The sequence below is a fragment of the Pseudomonas vancouverensis genome (genome assembly GCF_004348895.1).
Taxonomy (GTDB): domain Bacteria; phylum Pseudomonadota; class Gammaproteobacteria; order Pseudomonadales; family Pseudomonadaceae; genus Aquipseudomonas; species Aquipseudomonas vancouverensis.
In genome coordinates this window covers 123,721-136,871 of the sequence record NZ_RRZK01000007.1, presented here as the reverse complement: position 1 = coordinate 136,871, position 13,151 = coordinate 123,721, and the positions used below count along the sequence as shown (strand labels likewise).

Annotated in this window: 11 protein-coding genes; 8 read left to right on the top strand and 3 right to left on the bottom strand. The window is 59.6% G+C overall.

Features of this window, described 5'->3' with window-relative positions; genetic code table 11:
* Positions 1–14 precede the first annotated feature (14 nt).
* From etfB to EIY72_RS04990, 4 genes are all read left to right on the top strand, one after another.
* Positions 15–785: an electron transfer flavoprotein subunit beta gene (gene etfB / locus EIY72_RS05005; RefSeq protein WP_093229334.1), complete on the top strand. Its 771-nt coding sequence runs from the start codon at positions 15–17 to the stop codon at positions 783–785.
* 113 nt (positions 786–898) lie between these two features.
* Positions 899–1,489 (top strand): GNAT family N-acetyltransferase, encoded by a 591-nt coding sequence (locus EIY72_RS05000; RefSeq protein WP_093229337.1) that lies wholly within the window; start codon positions 899–901, stop codon positions 1,487–1,489.
* 220 nt (positions 1,490–1,709) lie between these two features.
* Positions 1,710–2,531 (top strand): RHS repeat-associated core domain-containing protein, encoded by an 822-nt coding sequence (locus EIY72_RS04995; RefSeq protein WP_157720950.1) that lies wholly within the window; start codon positions 1,710–1,712, stop codon positions 2,529–2,531.
* A gap of 89 nt (positions 2,532–2,620) precedes the next feature.
* Positions 2,621–3,853, top strand: a complete 1,233-nt coding sequence (locus EIY72_RS04990) for a retropepsin-like aspartic protease (protein WP_231985512.1) — start codon at positions 2,621–2,623, stop codon at positions 3,851–3,853.
* A gap of 756 nt (positions 3,854–4,609) precedes the next feature.
* Here the strand turns inward: EIY72_RS04990 and gbcA are convergent.
* A complete protein-coding gene (gene gbcA, locus EIY72_RS04985) occupies positions 4,610–5,905 on the bottom strand; it encodes a glycine-betaine demethylase subunit GbcA (RefSeq protein WP_093229343.1) in 1,296 nt (431 codons plus the stop codon).
* A 284-nt stretch (positions 5,906–6,189) separates the two neighbouring features.
* On the opposite strand from gbcA, the gene gbcB reads away from it, so the two are divergent.
* Complete coding sequence (gene gbcB, locus EIY72_RS04975) at positions 6,190–7,290, top strand: glycine-betaine demethylase subunit GbcB (protein WP_093229353.1); 1,101 nt, start codon at positions 6,190–6,192, stop codon at positions 7,288–7,290.
* Positions 7,291–7,419: 129 nt separating this feature from the next.
* On the opposite strand, the gene EIY72_RS04970 is transcribed toward gbcB, so the two are convergent.
* Entirely contained in the window at positions 7,420–8,244 is an 825-nt protein-coding gene (locus EIY72_RS04970) for an SDR family oxidoreductase (protein ID WP_093229355.1), read from the bottom strand.
* 203 nt (positions 8,245–8,447) lie between these two features.
* On the bottom strand, positions 8,448–9,488 hold the full coding sequence (locus EIY72_RS04965) for a threonine aldolase family protein (protein ID WP_093229358.1): 1,041 nt from the start codon (positions 9,486–9,488) through the stop codon (positions 8,448–8,450).
* Between the two features lie 154 nt (positions 9,489–9,642).
* On the opposite strand from EIY72_RS04965, the gene EIY72_RS04960 reads away from it, so the two are divergent.
* The 3 genes from EIY72_RS04960 to EIY72_RS04950 all read left to right on the top strand — a co-directional run bounded on the left by EIY72_RS04960 (position 9,643) and on the right by EIY72_RS04950 (position 13,136).
* The gene (locus EIY72_RS04960; protein WP_093229361.1) at positions 9,643–10,359 is read left to right on the top strand and encodes a TraX family protein; all 717 of its coding nucleotides are present in this window, start codon (positions 9,643–9,645) and stop codon (positions 10,357–10,359) included.
* 249 nt (positions 10,360–10,608) lie between these two features.
* The gene (gene glyA / locus EIY72_RS04955; protein WP_093229364.1) at positions 10,609–11,862 is read left to right on the top strand and encodes a serine hydroxymethyltransferase; all 1,254 of its coding nucleotides are present in this window, start codon (positions 10,609–10,611) and stop codon (positions 11,860–11,862) included.
* A 23-nt stretch (positions 11,863–11,885) separates the two neighbouring features.
* Complete coding sequence (locus tag EIY72_RS04950) at positions 11,886–13,136, top strand: sarcosine oxidase subunit beta (protein ID WP_093229367.1); 1,251 nt, start codon at positions 11,886–11,888, stop codon at positions 13,134–13,136.
* The last annotated feature ends 15 nt before the right edge of the window (positions 13,137–13,151 follow it).

Sequence of the window (13,151 nt, the reverse complement as noted above, 5' to 3'; positions counted from 1 at the left end):
GGAAGGAAAGGGTTATGAGCACAAACATCATCAGCCTGGTCTCCATCGGCGCCCACCCGACCTCCGGCCGGCCGCGTCGTGCCGAACAGGATGCGCGGGCGGTGGAACTGGGCCTGCAACTGGCTGGGGATAAGCTGCAGGTGCTGCATGCCGGCGACATCGCCGAGCCCGCGTTGCGCGCCTATCTGGGCATGGGTCTGGAGCAGCTTCACGTACTGGAGCAACCGCAGGGCGCCGATGCGTTGCCGGTGTTGACGGCCTATTTGCGTGAAGCTGGCGCCCAGGTGGTATTGACCGGCAGCCAGGCGGAAACCGGTGAGGGTTCGGGCATGTTGCCCTTTCTGCTCGCCGAAAGCCTCGGTTGGCCACTGGTGGTGGGACTGGCGCAGGTCGAATCCATCGACGGCGGTTCGGCGCTGGTGTTGCAAGCCTTGCCCCGTGGTCAGCGTCGGCGTTTGAAGGTGCGCTTGCCGTTCCTGGCGACTGTGGATAACGCCGCGCCCAAGCCACGGCAGAGTGCCTTCGGCCCGGCCCGCCGTGGTGTCTTGCAGGCGAAGGATGTCGAGGTCGTCGACGACGAATTGCTCGCGGTGGCCACGCTCCAGCCGGCCAAGCCAAGGCCCAAGCGCCTGAAGGTGATCAAGGCCAAGAGTGGTGCGGACCGCATGAAGGCCGCCACGGCCAAGGCCAGTGGTGGCGGCGGACAAGTGCTCAAGGGTGTGACGGCGCAGGTGGGGGCTGAAGCCATTCTCAAGTTGCTGATCGAAGAGGGCGTGGTTCGCTGACGCCAGGCCTCAGATGCAACATTCCGATATACAACCCTTGCTCAGATGCGTTGCCGCATCAGGAGCGCCCGCGTTAAATCGGGCGCTCTTTTGGTTTTCAGGAGTGCTGTTCAATGGATGTTGAATTTCGATCTGCAGTGCGTGCGGATGCGCGCGAGATTGCTCGCCTGTTTCAGATTTCCTCTGAAGGTTGCGCCGATTACATCTGGAGCCAGATCGCCGAACCTGGTCAGGATCTGCTGGATGTCGGTGCGATTCGCTATGCTCGCGAGGATGTGGATTTCTCCTATCAGAACTGCCTGATCGCCGAGGCCGAGGGTCAGGTCATTGGCATGATGCACAGCTATGTGATGCGCCACGATCCGTTTGCAGCGCCCGTCAGCGATCCGGTGCTGGCGCCCTATGCCACGATGGAAATCCCCGACACCCTCTACATTTCCAGCCTCGCGCTGCACGAAGGTTGGCGCAATCGTGGGTTGGGCAAACGGTTCCTGGCCTACGCCGAAGAACGCGCCAGCCAGCTCGACCTCAAAGGCCTGAGCCTGATTGACTATGCCGTCAACACCGGCGCCCGGCGTTTCTACGAACGCCATGGCTTTCACATCGTCGACACCTGCCAGATCACGCCGCATCCGATGATCCGGGTCACGGGTGAGGCTTACCTGATGCATCTGCCCAAGCCGATGTTTGGTGGGCGACACTAGCAGAACTGCCAGTATCGGGTTTAAGGGTGGTTTGTTAGGGTGTTGATCATTCGATACCCGTTTTGCCAACCAGCCTGCTCGGCGGTTCAACCTCGAATCAGGCGTGGCACAGCGGGTCGGTCACGTCGTACCCGAGAAGCTCCTGATGCCTGTATCTTGCCAGCCCCAACGAGTTGATCAGCCTTCTGCATCGCCGCGGCGAGTGACCCGAAGCTTGTTGTTGGCTATCGACCTGCAACAAAGCGTGCTCGCCGAACTGGACAGCAGCGGTCCCAACCCCTTCGCCTATTCCCCTTACGGAACGCAAAGCAGTCCATTTCAAGCTGGGACACAGCTGGGCTTCAATGGAAAATTCAAGGAACGGTCTAGCGGCTGGTATCACCTGGGCAATGGTCATCGGGTCTATAACCCTGCGTTGATGCGGTTTCACAGTCCGGATCGGTTGAGCCCTTTTGGAAAAGGGGGAGGCAATGCTTATGTGTACTGTGGTGGTTCTCCCGTTAACCGAGTCGACCCTGCGGGGCAATGGTGGGTTTCCGTAGTCGGCCAGGCCATCGGGATCGCAGTGGGAGGGCTGTTCGCAGCCGCGCCGACTATCAGGACGGCTGCCGCAATTGTAAACGGGCAGACATTGGATCTAAGTGCGCGGGTGGCCAATATATTCGGTTTTTATGGCGGCGTTTCAGCCGTAGCCGTACGACCTCTTGGCATCCCCGCTGCATTCTCCGCAATCGTGCCAAATGCTATCCAGGCTGTATCCGTTGGGGGAAATGCCCTCAGCCAGGCTTCGACTTTCATTGGTGGCTTCACTACCAGCGTGAATCTGGCTCGGACAACCTTGGCAAAAGCTCGCGCAAACGGCCAATCCTTAATCGCGGTGGCAGCTGAATCACTTAAAGAGGTGTCGGGTTACAACCTGCTTCGAAGACGTCCCATGGGGCAGGTGCCGCTTACTGCCGCACACCTGCAAGACATCCGGGAGGAAGCACGAGTTATAAGACATCCGAGTACATCGGGCGCGTCGCAGACTACCCAATTGTAACGCCTGATCCTTTGGCGCTGAACTAGAGTTTTTTCAGGTGCTATCCATGGGAGAGTCACGATGCTCAGGCGCTATTACGCAATCACCATATGGTCGTCAACCCGGTTTTAATATGTGGGTTGAAGATGAGGGCTTTAGGTCAGTACCTGATAATCTGGGCGGGGCTGTTGGGTGCACCCGTAGCGTTTGCATCTGATGTACCTGCGGCATCCGGCGTGGATTTTTACCGCTGGCTTGTCTCAGAGCCCGGTCAAAGGGCCTCTCTCGCGCAATTGAAGAAACAGTGCGAAAACGTGCTGGGAGAGGCCGCGCACCTCAAATGTGCCGTGACGGTGTTCGCCAGAATGCTCGAGGCCAAGGCCGCCAACCAGCTCCCCGAATACTATCTGGCGATCCAGCGCAGACACGGCCGGGCGATTGAAGCCGATGCCGATCTGAAGCCGCTGTTTTCCATGTTTGGCGACCAGTCATTGGCGATCCTGGCCGCGACGGGCGAGTTTTCCGTCAGGGGGCCGAGACAACCCGAAGTGCTGCCGATCCATCCCTATGCCAAAGACGCCTACTTCGCCGAGGAGGTATTGCCTTTTGTCGATGTCGATGCGGCCAATGGCGCAACGACGCGGTTCGTCCTGGATACCGGCGCGCCGCAGACCCGGGTCAATGCCGCCACCGCCAAACTCATGGGCATCCGCCTGTTACCCGACGCGTCTTATCGCTACAGCACGTTTTATGGTGAAAAAGCGCTACCTGCCAGGCTTGGCATCCTGGCGTCGCTGAGGGTGGGGCACCGTGAGTTCAGGAACGTCCTGGTATTTGTCAGTGACCGCGAGAACCTGCTCGGGCTGGACCTGATCAGCAAGTTGGGGCCGCTGAGAATCACCAGGAGGGCGCTGGAACTCAATCCACCGCTCTCTGTGCGATGCGATACGCCGATTACCTATTCCCGTCAGGACCTCAACCAGCGCCTGTTGGTGGAGGCCTGGCTGGATCGCCGGGCAACGCGGGCGATTATCGATACCGGGAACATTGATTACTTGACCACAGCCACCCTCGGCGATCAGGTTGGTGCCAGCGCGATAAGGCCTGGTAATTCTCCGACACAAGGCCCTGACCGTACACGCTATCAAAGCGTTCAAGGGGTGTTGGCGATGCGGGGTACTGCCTTGCCAGTCACTTACAAGTACTTCCCTGGCTTCACCCTTCCGCCATCGTGGGTGGCGGGGCATTACGTTCCTTCCATATTACTGGGCTGGCGTGCATTCAATGACTTTGAACTGCATCTGGATATCGAGTCCGGCCACTCCTGCCTCAACAGGATTTGAATATCCCAGGTGTTTACCCACAATCGCTGTTGGTGGATCTGTGGATAACATGTTTGCGCCTCGCTGCACTCCACACAGATCAAGCCCTGCAAGGCCTTGATCGAAAAACAACCAGCGGTGGCGAGGGTTTTTCCATGCTTTTTCAACGGGATAAGTGCGGAGGGTCATCCACACTTGCCCCCAATCTCTGTTGGCGCTTCTGTGGATAAGATGTTCGCTATCGGCTGTAGGCCATATAAATCGGCACTTACGTGAGGTTGGTCAATATTTGATCAAATTGCTTGATTGGGCGGTTGAGCGCTGCTCAAGTGCTGATTTTTCAAGGCTTTCAGCGGTTTTCCACAGAGCATTTGAAGTTGCCCCCAAAGTCTGTTGGCGCTTCTGTGGATAAGGTGTTCGCCATCGTCTGTAAGCCATGTACGGCGTGGCTTTCAAGGCGCTGATCAATAAATGACCAGTTGCCTTTCAAAATCGGCATTGCCGATAAGTCACGGATTTTCTTTGGTTTGTGTGGAAAAAACTGCGGGGCTTTGCACAGTTGTCCCCATTTGCTGTGGGTGGAGATGTGGATAACTTGTTTGCGGAAGGCTGGGAGCTGCGGCGGGTATAGCGCGGAACGAAATAGATCATATTTCGTACAGTTCTAGATAGGCGGAGAAACTGAAGGTGCTATCGCGAGCAAGCTCGCTCCCACAGGGGATTTGTGAACAACACAGATCCAGTGTGGGAGCAAGCTTGCTCGCGAAGCTTTTGATTTTAGCCTTGCACCGGAACACCCTTGAGGTAAGGCGCCGGCTCGGCCCCCAGGTTGTTCAGCAAGCGTTCGCTGTACCAGTCGACGAAGTTCACCACACCAAACTCGTAGGTCTTGGAGTACGGCCCCGGCTGGTAGGCAACGGAGTTAATCCCGCGCTGGTTTTCTTCGGCCAGGCGGCGGTCCTGGTCGTTGGTGGCGTCCCAGACCTTGCGCATGCGCTCGACGTCGTAGTCCACGCCTTCAACGGCGTCCTTGTGCACGATCCACTTGGTGGTGACCATGGTTTCCTGAGCGCTGATCGGCCACACGGTAAACACAATGATGTGATCGCCCATGCAGTGGTTCCAGGAATGCGGCAAGTGCAGGATGCGCATCGAGCCCAGGTCCGGGTTCTTGATGCGGCCCATGAGCTTGGCGCAACCCTGCTTGCCATCCATGGTCATCGACACGGTGCCCTTGAGCAGCGGCATGCGCACGATGCGGTTACGCAGGCCGAAACTGGCGTGAGCGTAAGGGATCTTCTCGGCTTCCCAGGCAGCGGCCGAGGCGGCGACGTGATCCTTGAACGCCTGGTCGGCGCGCGGATCGGTGACGTCGTCCCACTCCAGCAGGGTTTTCAACAGTTCCGGGTGCGAGGCGTTGCAGTGGTAGCACTCGCGGTTGTTTTCCAGCACCAGTTTCCAGTTGGCCTTTTCCATCAAGGTGGTGGTAATCGCCACCTTGGTGTTCTCCATGTCGTACGGTTCCATGTAATGGTTGAGCGTCGACAGGAAGTCATCGATGGCCGGCGGGTTCTCCGAAAGGCTGACGAAGATGTAGCCGCCAGCGGTCTTCACGTTCACAGGTTTGAGGCCGTACTGCTTCATGTCGAAGTCGTCGCCCATTTCCGTGCCGGCGAACAGCAGGCGGCCGTCCAGCTCGTAGGTCCACTGGTGGTAGTGGCAAACCAGCTTGGCGACCTTGCCCTTGTCGCTGGTGCACAGGCGTGAACCACGGTGACGGCAGACGTTGTGGAACGCATGCACCACACCCTCGGCACCGCGAATGACGATGATCGGGTTCTTGCCGATCTGCAGGGTCAGGTAGTTGCCCTTGGCCGGGATTTCGCAGGTCATGCCGGCGATCAACCACTCTTTCTGAAAGATTTCCTGCATGTCGATATCAAACAGGCGTTCGTCGGAGTAGAACGGCTGCGGCAGCGAGAACGTGCGTTCGCGCTCTTGCAGCATCTGCGCGGTGGCCTTGCGTGCGGGCTCCAGCGGATCGCCCAGGCTCAGGGTAGTGGTGACGTCCATCGATTTAGTCCTCATGGCCATTCAGTGTGGCCGGCGAATTGTGGCTACGGTTGTGCGACGCAAGACAAAAAAACAGCGGTTATCTGTTGTGGCGAGTGTGGGGCCGGCGAGGGCCAGAACCTTATCCATGGGCGACATGGTGCAATCTGTTCCCGACGCGCAAGGCCCGGTCGTTGGGGGCTGGTCGCGATAAGCATGTCAATGTCGCAGATAGGTAAATGGGCGGTTCGCGCTATACGCAGAATCGGCAACATGAAGGCCGACAGTCGGCCGTGGAGATGAGCATGTCCAACAACTTCCTGAACCCGGTAACCACCCAGACCTGGGCCAATGGTCGACACATCGTCCGTTGCGTCAAAGTCATCCAGGAAACCTGGGACGTGCGCACCTTCTGCTTCATGGCCGATCAGCCGATCCTGTTCTTTTTCAAGCCGGGGCAATTCGTCACCCTGGAACTGGAAATCGAAGGTGAGCCGATCATGCGCTCCTACACCATTTCCAGCTCGCCATCGGTACCCTACAGCTTTTCCGTGACCATCAAGCGCGTGCCGGGCGGGCGGGTTTCGAACTGGCTTCACGACACCCTGCACGAAGGTCAGGAACTGGCCGTGCACGGGCCGGTCGGTTTGTTCAACGCCATCGACTTCCCCAGCCCGAAAGTCCTCTACCTCAGCGGCGGCGTGGGGATCACCCCGTGCATGTCCATGGCGCGCTGGTTCTACGACACCAACGCCAATGTCGACATGACGTTTATCCACAGCGCCCGTTCGCCAAAAGACATCATCTATCACCGCGAGCTGGAGCACATGGCGTCGCGGATCGACAACTTCAGCCTGCACCTGATTTGCGAAAAACATGGCCTGGGCGAGCCCTGGGCCGGCTATCGCGGTTACCTGAATCACAAGATGCTGGAACTGATGGTGCCGGATTTCCTTGAGCGTGAAGTGTTCTGCTGCGGCCCGACGCCATACATGAACGCGGTCAAACGCCTGCTGGAAGCCGCCGGCTTCGACATGAAGCGCTATCACGAAGAATCTTTCGGCGCCACGCCAGCGGAAGCCCGCGCCGATGCGGTGGAGCAGGCCGAACAGGCCGCCGACGCACCGGAAGTGGATGCTGCGGATCTGCACCAGGTGGAATTCATCACCTCGGGCAAGAGCATTCGCGTGGCCCCGGGCGAGACTGTTCATGCGGCTGCGGCCAAGGTCGGCCTGATGATTCCGAAAGCCTGCGGCATGGGCATCTGCGGCACCTGCAAGGTATTGAAGCTGGGTGGTGAAGTGGAGATGGATCACAACGGCGGGATCACCGAGGAAGACGAAGCCGACGGGTTCATCCTGTCGTGCTGCAGCGTGCCGAAGGGGGATGTGCGGATCGAGTTTTGATCTCGGCGAACCCACTGTAGGAGCGAGCATGCTCGCGATGGACGTCAACGATAACGCGGGAAGTCTGATGCCCCGTGTTGTTCTGTTGACCATCGCGAGCATGCTCGCTCCTACAGAGGGATGGGGCTTTCAATCGACAAACAGATCAGTCATCAACTTGTCGTGGCTGTCGGGCTTGAAGCGGTAGTGGTCGTATTCGCTCACGCCATGTTCCCGCAGTATCTCCTCATCAATCATCAGGCGCCCGGTCAGGCTGCGATCAGTACTGCTCAGAATCACATGGGCTGCATCGGCCATGATCGCCGGTGTGCGCGCATGCTTGAACGACTCCCTCGATCCCAGCTGAAACTCGATGGCGGCGGTGGCGATCATCGTCTGCGGCCACAGTGAGTTGACGCTGATCCCGTAGTTCCGGAATTCCTCGCTCATGCCCAGTGTCAGCATGCTCATGCCGTATTTGGTCACGGTGTAGGGGCTGTACTGGGCGAACCACTTGGTTGCCAGGTTCAGCGGCGGAGAGAGGTTGAGGATGTGTCCGGCGGATTTTTTCAGATAGGGCAGGGCGGCTTGGCTGCACAGCAGCACGGCACGGGTGTTGATCTGGTGCATCAGGTCGAAGCGCTTGAGCTCGATGTGCTGGACCCCGGTCAGCTTGATCGCCCCGGCGTTGTTGACCAGCGCATCAATGCCGCCGAAATGCTCGTTGGCCTGGGCCAGTGCTGCTCGTACCGCGTCTTCATCGCGGACATCCACCTGCAAGGCCAGCGCCTTGCCCCCGGCGGCTTGCACCTCTTCGGCGACACTGAAAATCGTCCCCGGCAGTTTCGCATGGGGTTCGGCGCTTTTCGCCGCAATCACTATGTTGGCGCCGTCGCGGGCGGCGCGCAGCGCAATCTCGCGGCCGATGCCACGGCTGGCGCCGGTGATGAACAGGGTTTTTCCTTGCAATGACATGCGAACGCTCCTGATTGTTGTTATGAGAGCCGGGGCTCGCCAAACAATGTAGACGAAGCGTTTGAGAGTCAGAGTCAGAAGGCGTGTCAGGATGCTTCTGTGGCGAGGGAGCTTGCTCCCGTTCGACTGCGCAGCAGTCGCGAAATCTTGGGGCCGCTTCGCAGCCCAGCGGGAGCAAGCTCCATCGCCACAGGGGATCGGTGTTAAGCGGTCATCACTTCACGGATATCCCGCGCCAGCTCCCGCACCCGCTCTTCCTCGGTATCCCACGAGCACATGAAACGTGCGCCGCCGTTGCCGATGAAGGTGTAGAAGCGCCAGCCCTTGGCGGTCAGCGCGGCGATGGCCGGTTCCGAGAGTTGCAGGAACACGCCGTTGGCCTGCACCGGGAACATCAGTTCCACCCCTGGAATGTCGCTGACCAGTTCAGCCAGCAATTGCGCGCAGCGGTTGGCGTGATGGGCATATTTGAGCCAGGCGTCGTTTTCCAGAATGCCGACCCAGGGTGCCGACAGGAAGCGCATCTTGGAAGCCAGCTGACCGGCCTGCTTGCAGCGGTAGTCGAAGTCTTCGGCCAGCTTGTGGTTGAAGAACAGAATCGCCTCGCCCACCGCCATGCCGTTTTTCGTGCCGCCGAAGCACAGCACGTCAACACCGGCTTTCCAGGTCAGGTCGGCAGGCGTGCAACCCAAAAACGCGCAGGCGTTGGAGAAGCGCGCGCCGTCCATGTGCAGGTTCAGGCCCAGTTCTTTACAGGTGGCGCTGATGGCGCGGATTTCGTCCGGGGTGTAGACGCTGCCAACTTCGGTGGCCTGGGTCAGGGTCACGACGCGGGGTTTCGGGTAGTGAATGTCCTGGCGCTTGAGCGCGACTTCGCGGATCGAATCCGGGGTCAGCTTGCCGTTTTCGGTGCGGGCGATCAGCAGTTTCGAACCGTTGGAGAAGAACTCCGGGGCGCCGCATTCGTCGGTTTCGACGTGGGCGGTTTCCGAGCAGATCACGCTGTGGTAACTCTGGCACAACGACGACAGGGCCAGCGAGTTGGCGGCAGTGCCGTTGAAGGCGAAAAACACTTCGCAGTCGGTTTCGAACAGTTTGCGGAAACCGTCGGAGGCGCGGGCGGTCCATTCGTCGTCGCCGTAAGCGCGCTGGTGGCCGTGGTTGGCCTGCTCCATGGCAGTCCAGGCTTCAGGGCAGATGCCGGAATAGTTGTCGCTGGCGAATTGTTGGCTCTTGTCGGTCATGGCCTGCTTCCGTGGTCGGAACGCCTATGGTGAGGCGTACCGTGGTCAATGAGGGGTGCACTCTGCCCAAGATCGTCAGGTGAGCACACGGGATGTTGCTATCAGGAAAATACACGCTCAAAGGGCAATTATGCACGCGACGATAGACAAGGCTATGTCTTTGAATCAGCGGGACGGGGCGCTGGATCTGCTCAAGTGGCTGGCGCTTTTGAGCATGGTGCTCGATCACCTGCGATATGTCGGTTACTCCGTCGATTTGTTGTATGTGCCGGGGCGTCTGGCGTTTCCCTGGTTCTGCCTGGCGATGGCGGCCAATCTGGACCGTGCGCCCGCCGGGAAGACCGATGGTCGCTGGCGTTACCTGGGGTGGTTGGTGCTGTTTGCCGCGCTGAGTGAAATTCCTTACCGGATGTTTATTGCCGAACACGACACGTTGAACGTCATGCCTACGCTGGTACTCGGTCTGCTGGTGGCGCGTGGCTGGCAGAACCCGACCTTGCAGGCACGATTATTGGCTATCAGCGCCGTGCTGCTGGCGGCGCTTTTCTCCTCGTGGCTGATGTTCGGCTTCTTCGGTGTGATGTTGCCGCTGGTGCTGTTGCTGGTGTTTCGTCGAGCCTGGTATTTCGCCTTGCTGGCGGGGCTGGTCTGTCTGGCATCGAACCAGTGGCAGGTGCTGTATTACGCGGCGCGCCAAGGCAACATCGCGGCCATTCCGGCAGTCATCACCTGCCTGATTGCGCCATGGCTCGGACTGTTCCTGTTGCGACACGCCAAGGGCGTAAAACCACCACCGATGCGACGTTGGGCGTATGCGCTGTATCCGCTGCATTTCCTCATGCTGCTGGCTTTGCGCCAATTCCTTGCCTGACCTTGGCAGCCGTCTAGAGGAGGACACAAACCCCGTGGGAGCAAGCTTGCTCCCACAAGGGATCTCTACAGGTCCGAAGATCGAGTGTGCTGCGTCCATTTCCCGCCATGTCGTAAACGCACCTTTGCGTGGCGTCCATAGGCATCTGGGCTGTCTGCGCCGGTCATACCATCGCATCCAAAGGGCACTGCCGAAAGGCACGTGCCTCACCGAGACGAATGGCGCACCGCCGCCGCTGGGAGAGACGCGATGTTCAGCAAGCAAGACCAGATCCAGGGTTACGACGATGCACTGCTGGCGGCGATGAATGCCGAGGAGCAACGCCAGGAAGATCACATCGAGCTGATCGCGTCAGAGAACTACACCAGCAAACGCGTCATGCAGGCCCAGGGCAGCGGTTTGACCAACAAGTACGCCGAAGGTTATCCGGGCAAGCGTTATTACGGTGGTTGCGAGCACGTCGACAAGGTCGAAGCCCTGGCCATCGAACGCGCCAAGCAACTGTTTGGCGCTGATTACGCCAACGTCCAGCCGCATTCCGGTTCTTCGGCCAACAGCGCCGTGTACCTCGCGCTGATTTCGCCAGGCGACACCATTCTCGGCATGAGCCTGGCCCACGGCGGTCACTTGACCCACGGTGCCAAGGTGTCGTCCTCGGGCAAGCTGTACAACGCCGTGCAATACGGTATCGACACCAAGACCGGCCTGATCGATTACGACGAAGTCGAGCGCCTGGCGGTCGAGTGCAAACCGAAAATGATCGTTGCCGGTTTCTCGGCCTACTCCAAGACCCTCGACTTCCCGCGCTTCCGCCAGATCGCCGACAAGGTCGGTGCGCTGCTGTTCGTCGACATGGCCCACGTCGCCGGCCTGGTTGCCGCCGGTCTGTATCCGAACCCGCTGCCTTACGCCGACGTGGTCACCACCACCACCCACAAGACCCTGCGTGGCCCGCGTGGTGGGCTGATCCTGGCCAAGTCCAACGAAGAGATCGAGAAGAAACTCAACGCCGCGGTATTCCCCGGCGCCCAGGGTGGCCCGCTGATGCATGTGATCGCCGGCAAGGCGGTGTGCTTCAAGGAAGCCCTTGAGCCTGGCTTCAAGGCTTACCAGCAACAAGTGATCGACAACGCCCAGGCGATGGCGAGCGTATTTATCAAACGTGGCTACGATGTAGTGTCCGGCGGCACCGATAACCACCTGTTCCTGGTCAGCCTGATCCGTCAGGGCCTGACCGGCAAAGACGCCGATGCCGCCCTCGGTCGTGCCCATATCACCGTGAACAAGAACGCCGTGCCCAACGATCCACAGTCGCCGTTCGTGACCTCCGGCCTGCGTATCGGCACTCCGGCGGTGACCACGCGTGGCTTCAAGGTTGCACAGTGCGAAACCCTGGCCGGCTGGATCTGCGACATCCTCGACAACCTCGGCGATGCCGATGTCGAGGCCAACGTGGCCCAGCAAGTGGCGGCCCTGTGCGCGGACTTCCCGGTTTATCGCTGAGTTCGGTTTTGGAGTAAATGACTATGCAACGCTACTCGGGCTTCGGCCTCTTCAAACACTCCCTCAGCCACCATGAAAACTGGCAGAAAATGTGGCGTACGCCGACCCCGAAAAAGGTCTATGACGTGGTCATCGTCGGCGGTGGCGGGCATGGTCTGGCGACCGCCTATTACCTGGCCAAGGAGCACGGCATCACTAACGTCGCCGTGGTCGAGAAAGGCTGGCTGGGTGGCGGTAACACCGCGCGCAACACCACCATCGTGCGTTCCAACTACCTGTGGGACGAGTCGGCGCACCTGTACGAACACGCGATGAAACTGTGGGAAGGCCTGTCCCAGGACCTCAACTACAACGTGATGTTCTCCCAGCGTGGCGTCTACAACCTGTGCCACACCCTGCAGGACATTCGTGATTCCGAGCGTCGGGTCAGCGCCAACCGCCTCAACGGTGTCGACGGCGAACTGCTCAACGCACAACAAGTGGCCGATGAGATTCCGTACCTCGACTGCTCGAAGAACACCCGCTACCCAGTGATGGGCGCGACCGTGCAACGTCGCGGCGGCGTGACCCGTCACGATGCCGTGGCCTGGGGCTTTGCCCGGGCCGCCGATGCACTGGGCGTGGACCTGATCCAGCAGACCGAAGTGATCGGTTTCCGCAAGGAAAACGGCGTGTGCATCGGTGTCGAAACCAACAAGGGTTTCATCGGCGCCAAGCGTGTTGGCGTGGTCACGGCCGGTAACTCCGGACACATGGCCAAACTCGCCGGTTTCCGTCTGCCGATCGAGTCCCACCCGCTGCAGGCGCTGGTGTCCGAGCCGATCAAACCGATCATCGACAGTGTGATCATGTCCAACGCCGTGCACGGCTACATCAGCCAGTCCGACAAGGGCGACCTGGTGATCGGCGCCGGCATCGACGGCTACAACGGCTACGGCCAGCGTGGTTCGTACCCGGTGATCGAGCACACCATCCAGGCCATCGTCGAGATGTTCCCGATCCTGTCCCGCGTGCGCATGAATCGTCAGTGGGGCGGCATCGTCGACACCACGCCTGATGCCTGCCCAATCATCTCCAAGACGCCGGTACCGAACATGTTCTTCAACTGCGGTTGGGGCACCGGTGGCTTCAAGGCCACGCCTGGCTCGGGCAACGTGTTTGCCGCGAGCCTGGCCAAGGGTGAAATGCACCCGCTGGCCGCGCCTTTCTCCATCGACCGTTTCCACAACGGTGCGTTGATCGACGAACACGGCGCTGCTGCCGTCGCCCACTAACAGGAGAACTTTCCT

Bases quoted from the DNA above. Each gene is read 5' to 3' on its own strand.
- etfB (WP_093229334.1), top strand. From the start codon at position 15: ATGAGCACAAACATCATCAGCCTGGTCTCCATCGGCGCCCACCCGACC.
- EIY72_RS05000 (WP_093229337.1), top strand. From the start codon at position 899: ATGGATGTTGAATTTCGATCTGCAGTGCGTGCGGATGCGCGCGAGATT.
- EIY72_RS04990 (WP_231985512.1), top strand. From the start codon at position 2,621: ATGGTCGTCAACCCGGTTTTAATATGTGGGTTGAAGATGAGGGCTTTA.
- gbcA (WP_093229343.1), bottom strand. From the start codon at position 5,905: ATGGACGTCACCACTACCCTGAGCCTGGGCGATCCGCTGGAGCCCGCA.
- gbcB (WP_093229353.1), top strand. From the start codon at position 6,190: ATGTCCAACAACTTCCTGAACCCGGTAACCACCCAGACCTGGGCCAAT.
- EIY72_RS04970 (WP_093229355.1), bottom strand. From the start codon at position 8,244: ATGTCATTGCAAGGAAAAACCCTGTTCATCACCGGCGCCAGCCGTGGC.
- EIY72_RS04965 (WP_093229358.1), bottom strand. From the start codon at position 9,488: ATGACCGACAAGAGCCAACAATTCGCCAGCGACAACTATTCCGGCATC.
- EIY72_RS04960 (WP_093229361.1), top strand. From the start codon at position 9,643: ATGTCTTTGAATCAGCGGGACGGGGCGCTGGATCTGCTCAAGTGGCTG.
- glyA (WP_093229364.1), top strand. From the start codon at position 10,609: ATGTTCAGCAAGCAAGACCAGATCCAGGGTTACGACGATGCACTGCTG.
- EIY72_RS04950 (WP_093229367.1), top strand. From the start codon at position 11,886: ATGCAACGCTACTCGGGCTTCGGCCTCTTCAAACACTCCCTCAGCCAC.